Annotated in this window: 16 protein-coding genes; all 16 read right to left on the reverse strand. The window is 69.2% G+C overall.

What is annotated here, in order from left to right; all coding sequences use genetic code 11:
• Positions 1–9 precede the first annotated feature (9 nt).
• Entirely contained in the window at positions 10–1,212 is a 1,203-nt protein-coding gene (locus SPF06_RS07025) for a hypothetical protein (RefSeq protein WP_323278313.1), read from the reverse strand.
• Positions 1,203–2,072 carry a phage distal tail protein gene (locus SPF06_RS07030; protein WP_323278314.1) on the reverse strand — a complete coding sequence of 290 codons (870 nt, stop codon included), beginning with the start codon at positions 2,070–2,072 and terminating at the stop codon, positions 1,203–1,205. Before SPF06_RS07030 ends, SPF06_RS07025 begins: the two co-directional genes overlap by 10 nt.
• Positions 2,073–4,637, reverse strand: a complete 2,565-nt coding sequence (locus SPF06_RS07035; RefSeq protein ID WP_323278315.1) for a phage tail protein — start codon at positions 4,635–4,637, stop codon at positions 2,073–2,075. It lies immediately after the preceding gene.
• 128 nt (positions 4,638–4,765) lie between these two features.
• Positions 4,766–5,221 (reverse strand): hypothetical protein, encoded by a 456-nt coding sequence (locus tag SPF06_RS07040; RefSeq protein ID WP_323278316.1) that lies wholly within the window; start codon positions 5,219–5,221, stop codon positions 4,766–4,768.
• A complete protein-coding gene (locus SPF06_RS07045; RefSeq protein WP_323278317.1) occupies positions 5,218–5,754 on the reverse strand; it encodes a hypothetical protein in 537 nt (178 codons plus the stop codon). Before SPF06_RS07045 ends, SPF06_RS07040 begins: the two co-directional genes overlap by 4 nt.
• A 4-nt stretch (positions 5,755–5,758) precedes the next feature.
• On the reverse strand, positions 5,759–6,790 hold the full coding sequence (locus tag SPF06_RS07050) for a phage tail tube protein (protein WP_323278318.1): 1,032 nt from the start codon (positions 6,788–6,790) through the stop codon (positions 5,759–5,761).
• The gene (locus SPF06_RS07055; protein ID WP_323278319.1) at positions 6,787–7,092 is read right to left on the reverse strand and encodes a hypothetical protein; all 306 of its coding nucleotides are present in this window, start codon (positions 7,090–7,092) and stop codon (positions 6,787–6,789) included. The genes SPF06_RS07050 and SPF06_RS07055 overlap by 4 nt, the downstream gene beginning before the upstream one ends.
• Before the next feature lie 12 nt (positions 7,093–7,104).
• Complete coding sequence (locus tag SPF06_RS07060) at positions 7,105–7,578, reverse strand: hypothetical protein (RefSeq protein ID WP_323278320.1); 474 nt, start codon at positions 7,576–7,578, stop codon at positions 7,105–7,107.
• Positions 7,575–8,381, reverse strand: a complete 807-nt coding sequence (locus SPF06_RS07065; RefSeq protein ID WP_323278321.1) for a hypothetical protein — start codon at positions 8,379–8,381, stop codon at positions 7,575–7,577. Before SPF06_RS07065 ends, SPF06_RS07060 begins: the two co-directional genes overlap by 4 nt.
• Before the next feature lie 2 nt (positions 8,382–8,383).
• On the reverse strand, positions 8,384–8,674 hold the full coding sequence (locus tag SPF06_RS07070) for a hypothetical protein (protein WP_323278322.1): 291 nt from the start codon (positions 8,672–8,674) through the stop codon (positions 8,384–8,386).
• A 78-nt stretch (positions 8,675–8,752) separates the two neighbouring features.
• Complete coding sequence (locus SPF06_RS07075) at positions 8,753–10,186, reverse strand: phage major capsid protein (protein WP_323278323.1); 1,434 nt, start codon at positions 10,184–10,186, stop codon at positions 8,753–8,755.
• A gap of 149 nt (positions 10,187–10,335) precedes the next feature.
• Positions 10,336–11,088 carry an HK97 family phage prohead protease gene (locus SPF06_RS07080; RefSeq protein ID WP_323278324.1) on the reverse strand — a complete coding sequence of 251 codons (753 nt, stop codon included), beginning with the start codon at positions 11,086–11,088 and terminating at the stop codon, positions 10,336–10,338.
• The gene (locus tag SPF06_RS07085) at positions 11,085–12,284 is read right to left on the reverse strand and encodes a phage portal protein (RefSeq protein ID WP_323278325.1); all 1,200 of its coding nucleotides are present in this window, start codon (positions 12,282–12,284) and stop codon (positions 11,085–11,087) included. Before SPF06_RS07085 ends, SPF06_RS07080 begins: the two co-directional genes overlap by 4 nt.
• Positions 12,281–12,460 carry a hypothetical protein gene (locus SPF06_RS07090; protein ID WP_323278326.1) on the reverse strand — a complete coding sequence of 60 codons (180 nt, stop codon included), beginning with the start codon at positions 12,458–12,460 and terminating at the stop codon, positions 12,281–12,283. Before SPF06_RS07090 ends, SPF06_RS07085 begins: the two co-directional genes overlap by 4 nt.
• Positions 12,461–12,481: 21 nt before the next feature.
• Positions 12,482–13,921, reverse strand: coding sequence for a hypothetical protein (locus SPF06_RS07095; RefSeq protein WP_323278327.1), 1,440 nt, complete (start codon positions 13,919–13,921; stop codon positions 12,482–12,484).
• Entirely contained in the window at positions 13,914–14,300 is a 387-nt protein-coding gene (locus SPF06_RS07100; RefSeq protein ID WP_323278328.1) for a hypothetical protein, read from the reverse strand. Before SPF06_RS07100 ends, SPF06_RS07095 begins: the two co-directional genes overlap by 8 nt.
• Between the last annotated feature and the right edge of the window lie 51 nt (positions 14,301–14,351).

Below are 14,351 nucleotides of genomic sequence, written 5' to 3' on the forward strand. Positions count from 1 at the left end.
GTTCTCCTCTCACAGGTCGGCCCTGACGCCGCCCTCGATCCGGGAGGCGCCATAGGCGGTCGCGCCGAGCGTGGAGACAATCGGCGCGGGGGTGATCGTCGCCTCGAGGGAGCCGTCGCCGTCGACCGCCATGATCCGCACGCGCTGCATTCCCTGGCCGATCAGGGGGTGGCCCCGGGGGATGTTCAGCTGGGCGAAGTCGCCCGGGCTGTACGAGCCGAGGGCCGGGGCGACGTCGGCGCGGACCGTGACGCCCCACGGGGAGACGGGGCGCTTGGCCTTGGTCAGGCCGGCGTTCGCGTGGCCTTGCAGCACGGTCAGGTCCTCTACGTCCTTCATCGCGACGTCGCCCTCCGTCCACGGGTAGCCTGCCGTCGTGATCAGGGTCGTGTCCGCCGCCGTGGCGAGCTTCATGGTCAGCTCGGATCCTGCCCCGGGCTGCCACACCTGGTCGGCCATCTTCGATGCGTCCTCTTCGGTGTCGAGCATCACGACGCCGGACTGGTCGACGGCGGGGTCCCAGATCCAGTCCGCGCCCGTCTGGTGCAGGAGCGGATCGGCGTCTGTCCCGGTGACCATGGGCCACTCGACCTTCGTCGCGTCCGTCGCGCTGTAGCGGGGGCGGAAGGCGATGTCCGGGCCGCTGTCGACCTTGGTGAGGTTCCGCAGGAGGTCGCCCACCCATTGGAGTTCGTAGCCCTTCACATGCCGCTCGCTCGTGCCGGCGACGAGCGCCGGCAGGACGATCGGAAGGCCCGGATTGGAGGGGTTCGTCTGGATCGGGATCCTCACGAATTCGCGGGCGATCGAGGCAAGCGTGAGGTTCGTGAGGTCGATCGCGGTCCTGGTCACCGCCGTCCCGGTGAGGATCTGGGCCCAGTTCAGGGCCTTGACCTTGTCCAGGAGCGACCAGATCCCGGCCCCGGTGACGGTGAGGGTTCCGGTCTCCCAGTTGTACTTCCGCTTCCAGATCGGGCCCGCCTCGAGGATTGTGCCGCCGAAGTCGATGCCCAGGAACATCCGCTTCGGGGCCGTCGCGGCCGCGATGTCGCTCTGGGCGAGCTCGAGCGCGTCCGCACGGACCGTGGCCTCCACGAGGCCGGCGTCGTTCAGGCGCACGCCCCACTTGATGGACTCGGCCGGAAGGTCCGCCGTGATCCGGCCCGTGACCGTCTCCCCGACGAACACCCTGTAGCTGTCCGCTACCACCATGCCGGATCCGCCTCCACGAGAAGCTGCGCGCCCGTCGACCCGGCCGCCTCGAACAGCCACGTGCCGGAGGCACCAGCGGCGAGGCGGGTCCACTCCCGTACAGTGAGGAGGGAACCGCGGTCTGCGTACCCGTTCAGGAGCACCGAGCCGCTGCGCGCATCGAGCTTGAGCGAGTCGCCCGCCCCGATCGCGCCCGTGTACACCAGCCGCCTGCGAGCGCCGACGTCCGTGATGGTGAACCCGCTGGGCATCGTCGTTGCGGTGATGGTGAAGCGCGGCGGGGTGGCGGCCTTGCCGGTGTTCGCCACCGTGGCTGTGCCCGGGTAGCCGGGCTGGCCGAAGTCGAGCAGCCCGGGCGGGGACGGGCTGAACAGCGGGTACGTGATCCCGCCGCCGGGCACCGGGACGCCCGTGGTCGCCGAAACCGTGGCCCCGTACTTGCGCGGGTCCGGGCAGTGGAGGTGGATCTGGTACTCGAGCGTGGTGTCGTTCTTGTGCCGGATCTTCGGCGCGTCCGCGAGGTCCGCGAGCGCGGACATGGTCGGCAGTGCGGTGTCGACCACGGTGAGGGTGTCCTGGCCGCCGTCGGCGAGCAGCGCGGCAAGGGCGAGCTTCGCCCCCGCCGCGGCCGCCTCCGACGGGGCCGTGACGTCGCCCTCGAGCGTGACCAGTCGCCCGTCCCTGTAGCCGGGCTCGGTGAACTCCCCGTGCTGCCGGAGCCGCTTCGGGCGCTCGCGCCGGACCCCGACGCCGTCGTCCCACCCCTCGGCGTTGTTGTCCAGCCAGACCGTCCACCCGTCCGGGTGCGTCCAGCCCGTGGCAGCGAACGAGATCCCCCCGACAGTCGCGGTGCGCGGCATTCACGACCTCCACATCAGCTGCTCGGCCGTCATCCGCCCGAGGTTCTCCTCGGACATCCCCGGCGCCGGGTTCACCTGGACTGGCCGCTGCGTGCGCAGCAGCTCGAGGAGCGCGTCGAGTTTCTCGCCGAGCTGCGGGTCAGCGCTCGCGTAGGAGCTGAACCCGGACGGGGCAGACGGCGGGCCGACGAGGGTGGACATGCGGTCATCGATTGCCGAGGCGGTGTCGGAGATGCCGAGGATCAGGCCCTCGCCGATGTTCTTTCCGAACCCGCGGAACACCTTCGACGGGGACGCGATCCCGAGGGCCCGCTTGAACGGCTCGACGATCCAGCCCGGGACCATGTTCAGGAAGAACTGCCCGATGTTCCGGAGCAGCCCTCCCGCGCCGTCGATGAGGCTCTGGATCATGTTCCGGCCGATGTCGGCGAACCAGCCGACCGCCCCGTTGAAGATTCCGGTGATCCGGTTCCACATCCCCGTGAACACGCCGACGACCTGGCCGACCGCCCCTGAGACGGTGCCGGCGATGGTGCCCCAGACGCTTCCGATGAATCCGGCGACCTGGTTGAACACTCCGGATATGAAGCCCCAGGCCGCCGAGAACCCGGCGACGACCGTGTTCCACACGGCGCCGACCGCCCCGGAAACCGCGGCGGCGATCCCGTTCCACACCCCGGAAACGAAGCCCCATACCGTGGTGAGGATGCCGCTTATGAAGTTCCACTCGGCGGTGAATCCCGCCGAGACGACCTGCCACAGCCACGACACCGCGCCCGAGACCGCCGAGACGATCCCGTTCCACACCCCGGTGATCGTCGACCATATCCCGGCGAACACCGAGGTGACGGTGTTCCAGATCGCGGTGAGCTGCTCACCGTGGACAGCCCAGAACGAACGCAGGATGTCCGAGACGAGGCTGTAGACCCAGTTCCAGGCGTCGACGATCGGCTGCACGATCGCCTGAACGATGCCGACGATGAAGTTCCACTCGGCGGTGAACCCGGCGACGATCGTGCTCCACAGCCACGCCATCGCGTCTGTCACGGCCGTGACGATGCCGTTCCACGCACCCGAGACGGCGCCCGCAACGCTGTTCCAGACGTCGGCAAACCACGCTCCGACGCTGCCCGTGATATCCCGAAGCCAGCCGACGAAGCCGCCCCACACATCCGAGAGGAACCTCACGACGGTATCCCAGTTCGCCACCAGGAGCACGATCGCGGCGACCAGCGCCGCGATCCCGAGGATGACCCACGTGACCGGGTTCACTGCCATGAGCGCGTTCCAGATCCCGGTCGCGACGTTGATCGCGGCGATCGCGGCGGAGAGGGCGATGAACACTCCCACGCCGGCTCCGAGGGCGTTCACGAGCCCGGGGACCTTGTCCAGGGCCCCCATGAACCCAGTGAAGCCCTCCACGACCGAGGGCAGGACCGCGGCGACGCCGTCGAATAGCTTGCCGAGGACGTCCTTCAGGAGCGGGCTGCGCTCGAGCAGGACGAAGAACACCGAGGCGACGATCCCCGCGGGGCCGCTGATTCCGGCGAACGCGGCACCGATGAGGGGCAGCTTGCCCAATAGCGGGAGCAGCGCCCCAGACAGCGGCGCGATCAGGGGGCCGAGCTTCTCCAGCCACGACAGATCGATCCCGCGGGCGCCGAGGGCCGCGAGCTTTGCGGTGAGCCCGTCGAAGAACGCCGTGATCTTCGGGATGTTCGCCGAGACCAGAGCCGCGAGCTGGGTCACGATGGGCGCGGCTGCGGTACCGATCTTGTCCAGCATCGCGATGACCGACGGCGACACGGCCGTGGCCGCCTTCAGGAAGGGGGTGGCGAAGTTCGCGCCGATCCGGCCGAGGGCGGCCCGGATGTTCGCCATCGCGCCCTGGAAGGTGTCCCCCGACTTCAGGGCCGCGCCGCCGAGGTTCTCCTGCATGGCCGCGTTGAAGTTGGCGAAGTCGACCTTGCCCGACTGGACCATGTCCGAGGCCGCGGCCGCGGTGATCCCGTAGTGCTTGGCGAGGAACGCCAGCACCGGCACCCCGCGGGCCTGCAGCTGCATCAGGTCGTCGCCCTGGAGCTTGCCGCGCGCGGCGACCGAGCCGAAGATCAGGCCCATGTCCGACATCGAGGCCCCGGCGATCGTCGCCGTGTCCGCGACGGTCTTCAAGACGCCCTCGAGCTGCGCGCCCGGCTTGATGCCAGCCGCGACAGCCGATGCCGCGACCGTGGCCGCATCGCCGAGCCCGAACGCCGTGCCCTTCACCGAGGCGAGGGCGTTGCCCATGATCGCCTTCACGGTGTCGGCCGAGTTCCCGAGCCCGAGGAGCTTCGCCTGCGCGTTCTCGATCGCCAGAGCCCGGTCAATGCCGCCCTTGGCCGCGATCCCGGCGATGACGCCGGTCATGGCCACGCCGATCCCGCCGATCGCGGCGCCAGCCTTCAGAGCCGAGCCACCGAGCGTGGACCCGAACCCCGTGGCCTTCTTCGAGACCTCCTCGAACACCTTCCCCACGCCCTTGTCGCGGCCGAAGATGTCGAAGAACAGCTGCGCAGCGGACACTCTCGCCTACCCCCTGTTCTTGGCCTGCTCCTTGCGGTGGTCGTCCGCGGCGCGGACATACAGAAGCCAGAAGTCGTAGGTGAGGTCCCAGACGTTGTGCGGCCCGATTCCGGGCCACAGGTGGGAGATCAGGAGGATGTTCGCGAAGACGCTCTCTTCGATGTCCTCGATGTGCTGGACCGGGCGGGACGCGCCGCCGCGGCCTCGACGTCCACGGGGGCCGGCTCCGGGACCTCCTCTTTTGGGTCCTGTTCGTCCGCGACCATCTCGAGCTCGTCGAACTCGAACGAGGCAGCCTCGTCGAAGCTGAGCTGCTCCCCCGCATGCCGGCGGGCGAGCCAGATCATCGCGATGAACACGCCGAGGAAGTCCGGGTCGTCCATCGCCTCGATGAACAGCTCTTCCTTCTGCTCGTCGGTGAGGCCCTCGGCTGCGCCCATGGTCTTCTGGAACCTTGGGGCCATGTCCCGGATGGCCTTCATGCCATATCCGGTGCGGATCTTCATCTCGCGGAGCAGGAGCAGCGTGGGCCGCTCCAATGCCGCCTGCAGGTCGTATTCCCTGTCCCTGAGCCTGAACTTCAACTGATTCCTCCGAGCTTCTCCGCTGCCTGCTGCAGCGCCTCGTGGACGGCCTGGCGGAACTCGTCCTCCTTGGCCCGGATCGGGCCGTAGAAGAAGTCCTTGCCGTGCTGGGCCGCCCATTTCCTCTTCGACCCGAACACCGGGTGCCGGAAGTTCCGCAGCCGGTACACCCTGTTCATGGCCTTCTTCTGATCCGACAGCTTCGTGTCGGTGGAGACGATCCGGATCCCCGGGTACTTCCCGCCCCGGACCCGGACCGCGACGCCGCCGGCGATGCCTCTGCGGAGCACGTCCTGCGAGCGCCCCGCCCCGTACCGCGCGCCGCGCAGCCGGGTCGCGGCCTTGGAACGCTGATTCGCCTTCGGCGGCTTGTCCCCAAGGACCGCCGCCTTGACGGCGGCCACAGCGGCCGACCCCGAGCCGCGGAGCGTGCGGTTCACTTCGCGCCGCAGGGTCGGCTCGGCCTCCTTCGCCATACGCCGGATCAGCGCGAGGCTCTCAGGGGCGAGGGCGATCTTGACCTCGTCGGCCATCGGCCTAGATCGCGGTGTCGGTGGTGACGACCGCGATGTAGATCTGCGACCCGGCCACGAGGCCGTCGAGGATGTCGAAGTCGACCGACTGGTTCACCGGGGCGCCGCCGTTCGTCTTGGGGATCTCGCCGTTGAGGCGGATATCCGGCAGGACGACCTGGACCGTCGGGTTCGCCGAGGTGCCGATCACGGTCGAGGTCTTGAACGTGAGCGTGAGCGCAAGGTCCGACTGGTTCAGGTAGGCGTCGCGCAGCACGTTGTCCGAGTACTCGACGGTCAGCTTGCCCTTGCCCTCGGCGACCGCCCCGAACACCGGCTTGCGGCCGCGCTTGCCGCCGAAGCCGAACCCGAAGCCGCCGTCGTCGATCTTGCTGTCCAGCGAGAAGCTGAAGTCCCTGATGATCGCCGCCGGGGTCGTGCCGCCCGTCGCAAGTGCCGTGCTCGTCGGCATTGTCACGGTTCCGCCGACCGTGATCGCGCCATGCACGAAGCTGAGCAGCTCGGCGCCGGAGGCGTAGGACGGGGCCGCGTACGCGGTCGCGGTGTCGACGTCGCGGAAGTTCCAGGACGTCTTCAGCTTCACGATGTCCCCGAGCGCGGCCGTGAGCTCGCCCGAGGTGCACACGCCGCCGCGGAACGTCTCGGGCTGGGCCGCCGACCCGCCGATGAACTGGAGACCCTTCTGGATCGTGTAGGAGGTCGCCACGTCCTGCGCCGCCGGAGTGTAAAGCTGCTGGAACACGCCCGTCTGGCCGGGGACGGCCGTCGAGACGCCGGAGCCGAGCCATGCCTCGAAGAGCTTGCCGAGGCCCTTGGTGACGAGCTCGCACTCGAGGTCGCCCTCGGCAGACTGCTTCACGAGCACGCGGCGGTTCGCCCGGCCGAAGCGGGATCCTACGCGCAGGCCCTGGCCCTGCTTGAACTCCGGCTTCCAGTCGAACGTCTCGGTGAGGTACTCGAGGAACGCCGTCGGGGTGACGCCCGTGCCGTAGACGGACTCGCGGCCGATGCCGACGCTGGTGTCCTGCGAAGTCACTGACCCTCACCCCCTTCGCGCTGTGCGGCTCCGCCGTCGGCCTCCCACTGCTGACCTGCGGAAACGTCATCACCCGGACCGGAGGCCTCGGGTGCAGTCTGGTTGCTCTGTCCCTCGTCGACGCCTTCCAGGGCCGCGAAGATGGCGCGTGCGGCGTCGTCGTCGGGCGCCCAGTTCTCGTCCTGGGCGAGCAGCGCCTCGGCGTGCTCGGGGTCGACGTCGACGGACTCCCCCGCGTCGACGGGGCGGCGCAGGATCGGGACGTCGAGCGCGCCGTACGGGCTGATGTTCTTGATGCGCATGTCGGGGCCTCCTTAGCCTCTGACGCGGTTCTGGGCGGTGAAGGTCGCGATCACGTCGACGCCGCGGCCGGCCTTCTTGTAGTCCTCCGGGGTGACGCCGTCGGACTCGATGTCGGTGAGGAAGCACTGGCGCACAGCGCCGCCAAGCACGGGGTCATTCATGCGGACCTCGCGCTCGACCATGCCGAGCAGGTCCAGGGCCCTCTGCTGCGAGAGGAGCTCGACCTCGTCGCCGCCGCCCTTGAGGCAGGAGAAGACGACCTCGAGCGTGATCGTCTCCTCGCGCGGGCGCATCAAGCCCATCCCGGCCATTTCCTGGGTGACGCGGAACTTGCCGAGGCTGATGATGTCGTCGGGAAGGTCGGTGCCGATCGCTCCCGGGACGACATAGACGTTCTGCGTGTCCGTGCCCGCGGCCATGACCCGCTTGACGAGCTCGTACAGGCCCGTCTTGGCCGCGAGCGCGGCGGTGATGGTGCTGGTCACGCGAAGCCCCCATGTCCCTCGTGAGGGGTGCAGAGCTCCATGACCCTGCGCGGGACCGCGAACCCCGACGGCGTGAACACGTCATCGGAGCTCGCCTGGCCGCGGACGCTGCCGCCGGCCATCTGCATCCCGATCTGCCACCAGTGCCGGACCAGCTCGCGGGTCGCGAGACGGATATTCGCCGGGATCACCGTGTAGCCGGCCGTAAACGTGACCACGACGGCGGCGACCCCGGGCATGAAGAGCCGCGGAGCGAGCTGCCGGCCCGCGTAGACGATCGAAGCCTCGTCGTCGAACACGAAGTCCGCGAGCGCAGTCCCGAGCTCCGTCACGCCCACGACGGCGTCCGCCTTGTACTTCAGGACGACGGCGTACATGCCGCCGTCGAACTTCTGGGTGAACTCGCGGTGCACCACGGGCCCGACGATGTCCTCGATCACTGGCGTCGCCGCGGCGACGAACAGGCGCATGTCCTCGAGCTGATCCGGGGTGGCGTGATGGGCGTTGAGCCCGTTCACCATCTCCTGCGCGGGGATGATGAACAGCGGATCGAGCGGCCACACGTCGAGGACGTCGACGTGCGCGCCCGTCGTGCCGTCCATGGTGAAAGCCGTCCACCGGGCGAGGTGGCGGCCGGGCATGGTCGGAGTGAACGGTGCTGTCGCCGTCGTCGGGCCCGTGGGCGCGGCCAGGGCCGCGACGCTCGTGCCATCCGGCTGGACGATTGAGAGCGAGGGCGCGTCGCCCGAGGGCATCGAGTCCCATTCGAGGACGGTGGTCGCCCCCAGGTCGACGGAGGCCACTGCTACGCCTCAGCCCCCGCTGCTGCCTCGGCCGCCGCGGCGCCGTCTGCGGCAGCGGTCTCGCCCGCGGATGCGTCGGCCGTCTCGGCCTTGAGCGCGCGGCGGCCCTGGACCTGCGCGGCGGGCTCGGTGCCCTCGGGGGCCTCGGCGGCGTCCTGCGAGCGCAGCCACGCGGCGAGCTTGGTGTCGTTCTGGGCTTCGACGCGCTTGGCGATTGACTCCCACGATTCGCCGTGCTCGTCGTGGAGGCGGCGGTAGTTGTCGTAGATCTCTTCCTGGTACTGGTCGTCCATCTCGGCTCCTCTGGAAGCTGAAGGGGTTTGGGGGCACGCGGGCCCCGCGTGGTGCGGGGCCCGCGCGCCGTTGCCCGGCTAGAACGTCGGGGCGATGAGGCCGTTTCCGGCGCCGGTGTCGAGGCCGCCAAACTTGGCGACCGCCTCGGGGTAGCGGCCGGCGGTGAATGCCGCGTAGCCGTAGGCGACGAGCTTCGTGGTCAGATTGCCGCCAGTCGTCTGCTCGAAGCGGAGCTGGCGGGGCATGCCGTCGCCCTCTTCCCAGAGGATGAGCTCGTCGACGTCGAGGGACATCACGACGTCCTCGTTGTTCGTCCCGATGGTGGTCGGGACGTTGACGTCGGTGATGATCGGCAGGCCAGAGTTGTGGATACCTGCGACCTTGACCGGGGCGTTCGCGAAGTCGTCGCCGGCCTGGGCGCCGACGGCGACCATGTTGAAGTTCGTGACGGTGTTCGCGGTGACGATCGGGCGGCCGGTCGTGTCATTGAGGGTTGTGAGCCAGCCCCAGCGGCGCGGGTGCATGAGCAGCACGTCCGGGGCGATGCCGTCCCCGACGGACGCGACCGAGGTGTTCGCGCCGGCGACCTTCGTTCCGAACTTCGCGGCGTCGACCGCCGTGCCGAACGCGGCCGCGGCCGCGATGCCGGCGGTGTTAAGGATGCCGAGCATCTGGCCGGAGAGGCCCGAGCCGTTGATGACCTGCTTGCCGAGCCGCGCCCCGTAGGCGCGAGCAAGGTCAAGGTAGATCAGGGCGTCGACGCCGGCGCCGCGCTCGAGGAGCTGGCGCGAGACGTCCTGCTGGCCCGCGATCGTGACGACGGGGACGGTGACGTTCGTCCACGACTCGTCCGTGTTCGACACGGACGAGTTCTCCGTGGCCTGGACGTCCTCGGTCGCGGCCACCTGCCCCTTCGGGATGATCAGGGACATGCCCTGCTCGGGGAGCTCAAGGCGCGTGACGGCGTTCGCGATGCCGCGGCCTGCCTGGATCTTCGGCGCGGCGAGATCGACGAGGTACTGCGGGATCACGAGGCCCGCGAACCCCGAGGTCTGGACGGCGCGCTGGGACATCTCGCCATGGAACTCGACCTCGGCGGCGTGGCGCATGATCCGGTCGTTGGTGCCGTGCTCGCGGTGCGCGTAGGCGTCGCCGAAGAACGACACGCCACGCTTCGCCGACTCGCTGGTGTAGGTGCGGGGCTCGTTCGTGTCGCCGGTGCGGATGACCTGGTCGTAGGAGCGGCGCTGGCCCTGCGGGATCATCTCCCGGGAGAGCCGCTCGGCGGTGTCGTCGCGGTTCTTCTCCAGCTTGAGCTCCGCGACCCGGACCTGGAGCGCGTCGATCTCGTCGTCCAGGTCCTGCTTCTCGGCGCGGAGCTGGTTCACGCGCGGCTCGTCGACCGTTGCGGCGGAGCGGAGCTCGGCGAGCTCCGTGGACTTCTTGTTGCGCTCCTCGAGCTTGGAGACGATGCTCCCCTCGAGCTGCGCGATGAGCTGGGCCATGTCCATGGCAGAGCTCCTTCCTCCCGCCGGTGTCGCGCGGGATAGGTGGGGGTGATTTGGTGGCCCCGTTGCGACAGGCATCCCGCCCAGGCCAGGCCGCAGCGCGGCGCGGGCGTCGGAAGTGCGCGAAGCTCTCGGGTGATGCGCCGGTGTCCTCAGAGGCGGACGCGGCGCAGGCGGACGTCCTCATCGGTGATGAGGTCGGCGCCGGTCTTGGGGGCGGCGTGGGCGACCAGGGCAGCGATCTCGCGCTGCTCGGCGACGCTCAGGCCGCGGACGAACGACGCGAGGTCATTCGCCGAGCGGAGGCCCGAACCCGCGGTAGCCGGGTTCGCGCCGTAGGAGACGATCGAGACGTCTCCGCGGTGGATGTCGACCTCGTTGACGTGGAACTCGGTCCAGTCCGGGGACCACTCCCCTGCGGTGATGCGGAACATGAAGCTCATCTCGTCGATGAGCCCCGAACGGAGCTTCGGGACGATGTACTGCACGTCGACGTCGTCCGGGTCGAGGCTCGGCGCGTCGACCGAGAGCCCGTGGTCGTCCTCGGCGAGGAGCAGCGTGCCGTTCGTGGTCCGGGCGATCCGGCGGATGCCGTCGTGCTGGATCACCAGCGGCACGTCGAGGTCCGCCCTCGCGAGCGAGGGACCGAAAGCGCCGGCCGAGACGACCTCCGTATAGGGGCCGAACATGTCCCACATCTCGTACCCGACACCCGTGACCGAGGCGTACCCGGAGAACCCGAGCCCGCCGCCCGCGTCGCCGGCCTCGCGCAGTTCGATCCGCTGCATCCGCACGGCCACACGCGGGCCGCTGCCGGGCGCTTCCGTGCACCGACGCTGCGAGGGCCGGTCGGCGGACGCGCGGACGCCCTGGGCGCGCTTCTGGGCCGCTTCGAGCATGTTCATGCCGGGTCCCCTCCTTCGGGTAGCTGCTCGTCTTCCTTGAGCGCGTCGGTGTACTTCGTGAAGAGCTCCTTGAACTTGTCCTTCTGCGCCTGGGTGAGCGGGGGCAGGTTCTCGAGCTCGCGGGCCTCGTCGACGTCGAGCGTGCGCGAGTCGATGCGGGACTTGATGACCCGCTGCCGGGTTTCCGGGTCCATGCGCAGGATCGCGTCCGTTTTGAGCTTCACGTGCTGCTGCGACGGCACGAGCCGGGAGAGCGCCCGCTCGCGGCGCGCGATCGCCGGACCGAGGTTGATGATGAGCAGCTGCAGGTTCCGCTGCGTGACGTTCGCATACGTCACGCTGGAGCCCTTTGCCGGGGCGTCGATCATGTCGCCCGGGACGCCCAGGAACCGCGCGGCGTCCGTGATGCCGAACTCGCGGGACTCGATGAACGCCGTCTCGGCCGCGTTGCCGTTGATCATCTTGTATTCCCAGTCCGAGCCTGTGACGAACGGCTCGCCGTTCTGCACCGACGCCATGAACTGGCGCTTGACGACCTGCGTCTCGCCCTTCTTGAACGTCTTCTGCGTGTTCTTCAAGATCGACCCCGGGCGGGCGCCGTTGCCGAACCAGTCCTGCGCGAACTGCTGGGCCGAGAGGTAACCGCCGATCGAAGCCGCCGCGTACGCGATCGGCGACAGCCCGACCGGGACGCCCGAGAGCGTGAACTGCCGCTCGTGCCAGACTTCGAACGGCTTCAGCTCCTCCTGCCCGACCTTGTAATGGTCGATGCGCCGGTTCTTCACCGAGACGGTGACTTCCTCAAGCGGCAGAGGCTGGATCAGGGACGGGTTCCCGAAGCCGTCCCATGCCGCGATCCGCCCGAAGGCGTTCCCGCCCCGGTCGAGGTCGTACTGGGACCCGTACAGCCACTCGGTGACGTCCACCGGCTGGCCCTCGGCGTAGGTCCACGGGGTGACCAGGACGTCCGGCTTCTTGATCTCCTTGTCGAGCCCGCCGGAGCGGCGGAAGACGTCGATTGGCATCGTGGAGATCAGGCTCGCGCGCAGGTTCAGACATGCCCACACCGCCGAATGCTTGAGGGCCGTCTCGCGGGTCACGGGCATGTGGTTCGGCCGGCCCGGCGAGCGCTGAGGCATCCCGTTCCAGATCAGCTCCGGCGGCCCGAAGTCCCGCTTCTGCCGGAACAGGCTCATCCGCGCCGCCGATCGAAGACCCACGACGCCGCGATGATCCCGACGCCGGCCGTTCCGAGGCTGGCGGCGAGGCCCCATTCGGGGCCCGCGAGCGCAGCGGCTGCGAGCGCCGCGGCTGCGATGACCAGGAGGGATCCGAGGAGGTCGAGCACGGTGGTAAGGATGAACAGGAACACGGCTCCTCCTTTCCAGTTGCCTCAGCCGACTGAGTCGGCCAGGTCGTAGTCGTCCTCGTGCCGCTCTCGGAAGAGCCACCGGGCGAAGGTCACGGCGTAGAGCGCGCTGATGTCCTCGAGCTGCTTGTTCCTGGCCCAGATCCACGCACGCCCGCCCACGCCCTGCTTGACCACCGCCGCGGCGGCGTCGTTCAGGACCGGATCGGACATGAAGTGCACCTTGGCGGTGAGGATGTCGTCGTACAGGCCGCCGCAGGCGTCCACGCGGGCAGGGCCGGGGGCCTTGACCACTGTGAAGCCCTCGGCCTCCAGATCGGGGGCGAGGGTCTTGGCCGCGCCGTTGCCGTCGAGCGCGACGAGGTTCCCGCCTACCCGCGTGCGGAGGTCGACCATTGTGCGGACGACGTCGGCGGTGCCGTGCTGGCGCTCGTACACCTCGAGGTAGCAGGTCGCCTCCGGGTCGGTGGACTTCGCGGCCATCGCAATCGAGGTGAAATCCCGCTCCGGGCTCGTGTCGACCGCCCAGAAAGGCATCCCGTCCCAGCTCAGGTCGTCCTGGCCGATATAGCAGTCCTCCCATGCGGCGATCGGGATCGTGCGGGCCGCTGCCTTCCGCTCCGGCCACCACCCGTAGTACGCGCGGTAGGCCTCGGCCGGGTCGTCGGCGGTCATGATCTCGTTCATGACCCAGTCCAGGGCGATCGTGTGCGTGATCGCCGGGTGCCCCAGGAGGGCGGTCGCCGGGTCGTGCGGGTCCGCGCCGACTGGCGAGCTGAACTCCCAGTAGAGCGTCCGGGACTCGCGCCCCGACTCGACCAGGGCCCGCCCGAGGTCGCGCTGGGCGAGCAGGTACTCCGAGTTCAAGTTCCCCGCCGCCGACATCACCAGACGCTGCGCGCCCGGGACGGTCGCCATCGCCGGGCCGATGCCGCCCTCGATCGTGTTGTCCCGGTGCGCATACGCCTCGTCGATGTGCGCCTCGTGGAGCGTGTCGCCGTGGCCGGTCTTCTGGCCGGCGGCATCGATCCCGAGCTCGGCCCCGTTCTTCCACCGCAGTGCCTCGGATCCGGCCTGCCAACGCGGCTTCCCCATGAACGCCTTCATCGGCGAGCCCATGAGCGGCTTGTAGAAATTCCGCTCGAGCCGCCGACGCGCCTTGTTCCGATCCTGCGCCGTGTACAGCATGTACCCGTCGGGAGTCGTCAACGCCCGGTGCGTCATCTTCCCGCGCGACGTCGAAGTCTTTCCGCCCTGGCGAGGCAGGATCAGAATTCCCTTCGAATACCAAAAGAGGCCCGTTGCGGGGTCAATTTCGCACAGCACATTGAGGAAATCCCGCTGCCACGGCATCGGCGAATTCCGGAACGCCGTCATCACCTTGCCGACGGCCGGCCCGAGGGTCTGACGCGACGGGTTGCGGGGCGTGAACCAGGCTGGCGCCGGGTTGTGGGCCTCAGTCACTCTCCGGCATCCCGAGGGACTGCAGGAACGCCTCCGCGCCGTCTGCTGCGCCCACAGGGGCATTCACGCGGCGCAGCCGGTCGAAGACGTTGAACAGCCGGGACTGCATTCCGCTGATCAGGTCCAGCCGTTCGAGGCGGGGGATCTGGTCGAGCACTCGCGCGTCGTACTTCGCCAGCACGATCAGCGTCTCCCTGAACGGCGGGTCCGCGAACTGCATCGCCTCGAGCTCGCGGGACAGCGTCGCTTCGATCGGGCCCGCCTCGGCATCCCACGAGATCGCCGTCGACGACGGTGAGAGGTCGATGGGCGCGAGAGCCTCGGCCGAGAGCTCGCCGCCACCTTCCCGGAGCTTCTTCGCGAGGCGGTAGGCCTTCATCTTTTCCGAGTGGATGCGCCGGCAGTCCGCGCAGCGGCAGCCCTTCCGATA

It is taken from the genome of Sinomonas terricola, assembly GCF_034931225.1.
In the GTDB taxonomy this organism is placed as follows: Bacteria; Actinomycetota; Actinomycetes; order Actinomycetales; family Micrococcaceae; genus Sinomonas; species Sinomonas terricola.

Coding starts and splice junctions, on each gene's coding strand:
- SPF06_RS07055 (WP_323278319.1), bottom strand. CDS start 7,092: ATGCGCATCAAGAACATCAGCCCGTACGGCGCGCTCGACGTCCCGATC.
- SPF06_RS07070 (WP_323278322.1), bottom strand. CDS start 8,674: ATGGACGACCAGTACCAGGAAGAGATCTACGACAACTACCGCCGCCTC.
- SPF06_RS07100 (WP_323278328.1), bottom strand. CDS start 14,300: ATGAAGGCCTACCGCCTCGCGAAGAAGCTCCGGGAAGGTGGCGGCGAG.
- SPF06_RS07085 (WP_323278325.1), bottom strand. CDS start 12,284: ATGAGCCTGTTCCGGCAGAAGCGGGACTTCGGGCCGCCGGAGCTGATC.
- SPF06_RS07075 (WP_323278323.1), bottom strand. CDS start 10,186: ATGGACATGGCCCAGCTCATCGCGCAGCTCGAGGGGAGCATCGTCTCC.
- SPF06_RS07080 (WP_323278324.1), bottom strand. CDS start 11,088: ATGAACATGCTCGAAGCGGCCCAGAAGCGCGCCCAGGGCGTCCGCGCG.
- SPF06_RS07030 (WP_323278314.1), bottom strand. CDS start 2,072: ATGCCGCGCACCGCGACTGTCGGGGGGATCTCGTTCGCTGCCACGGGC.
- SPF06_RS07045 (WP_323278317.1), bottom strand. CDS start 5,754: ATGGCCGACGAGGTCAAGATCGCCCTCGCCCCTGAGAGCCTCGCGCTG.
- SPF06_RS07025 (WP_323278313.1), bottom strand. CDS start 1,212: ATGGTGGTAGCGGACAGCTACAGGGTGTTCGTCGGGGAGACGGTCACG.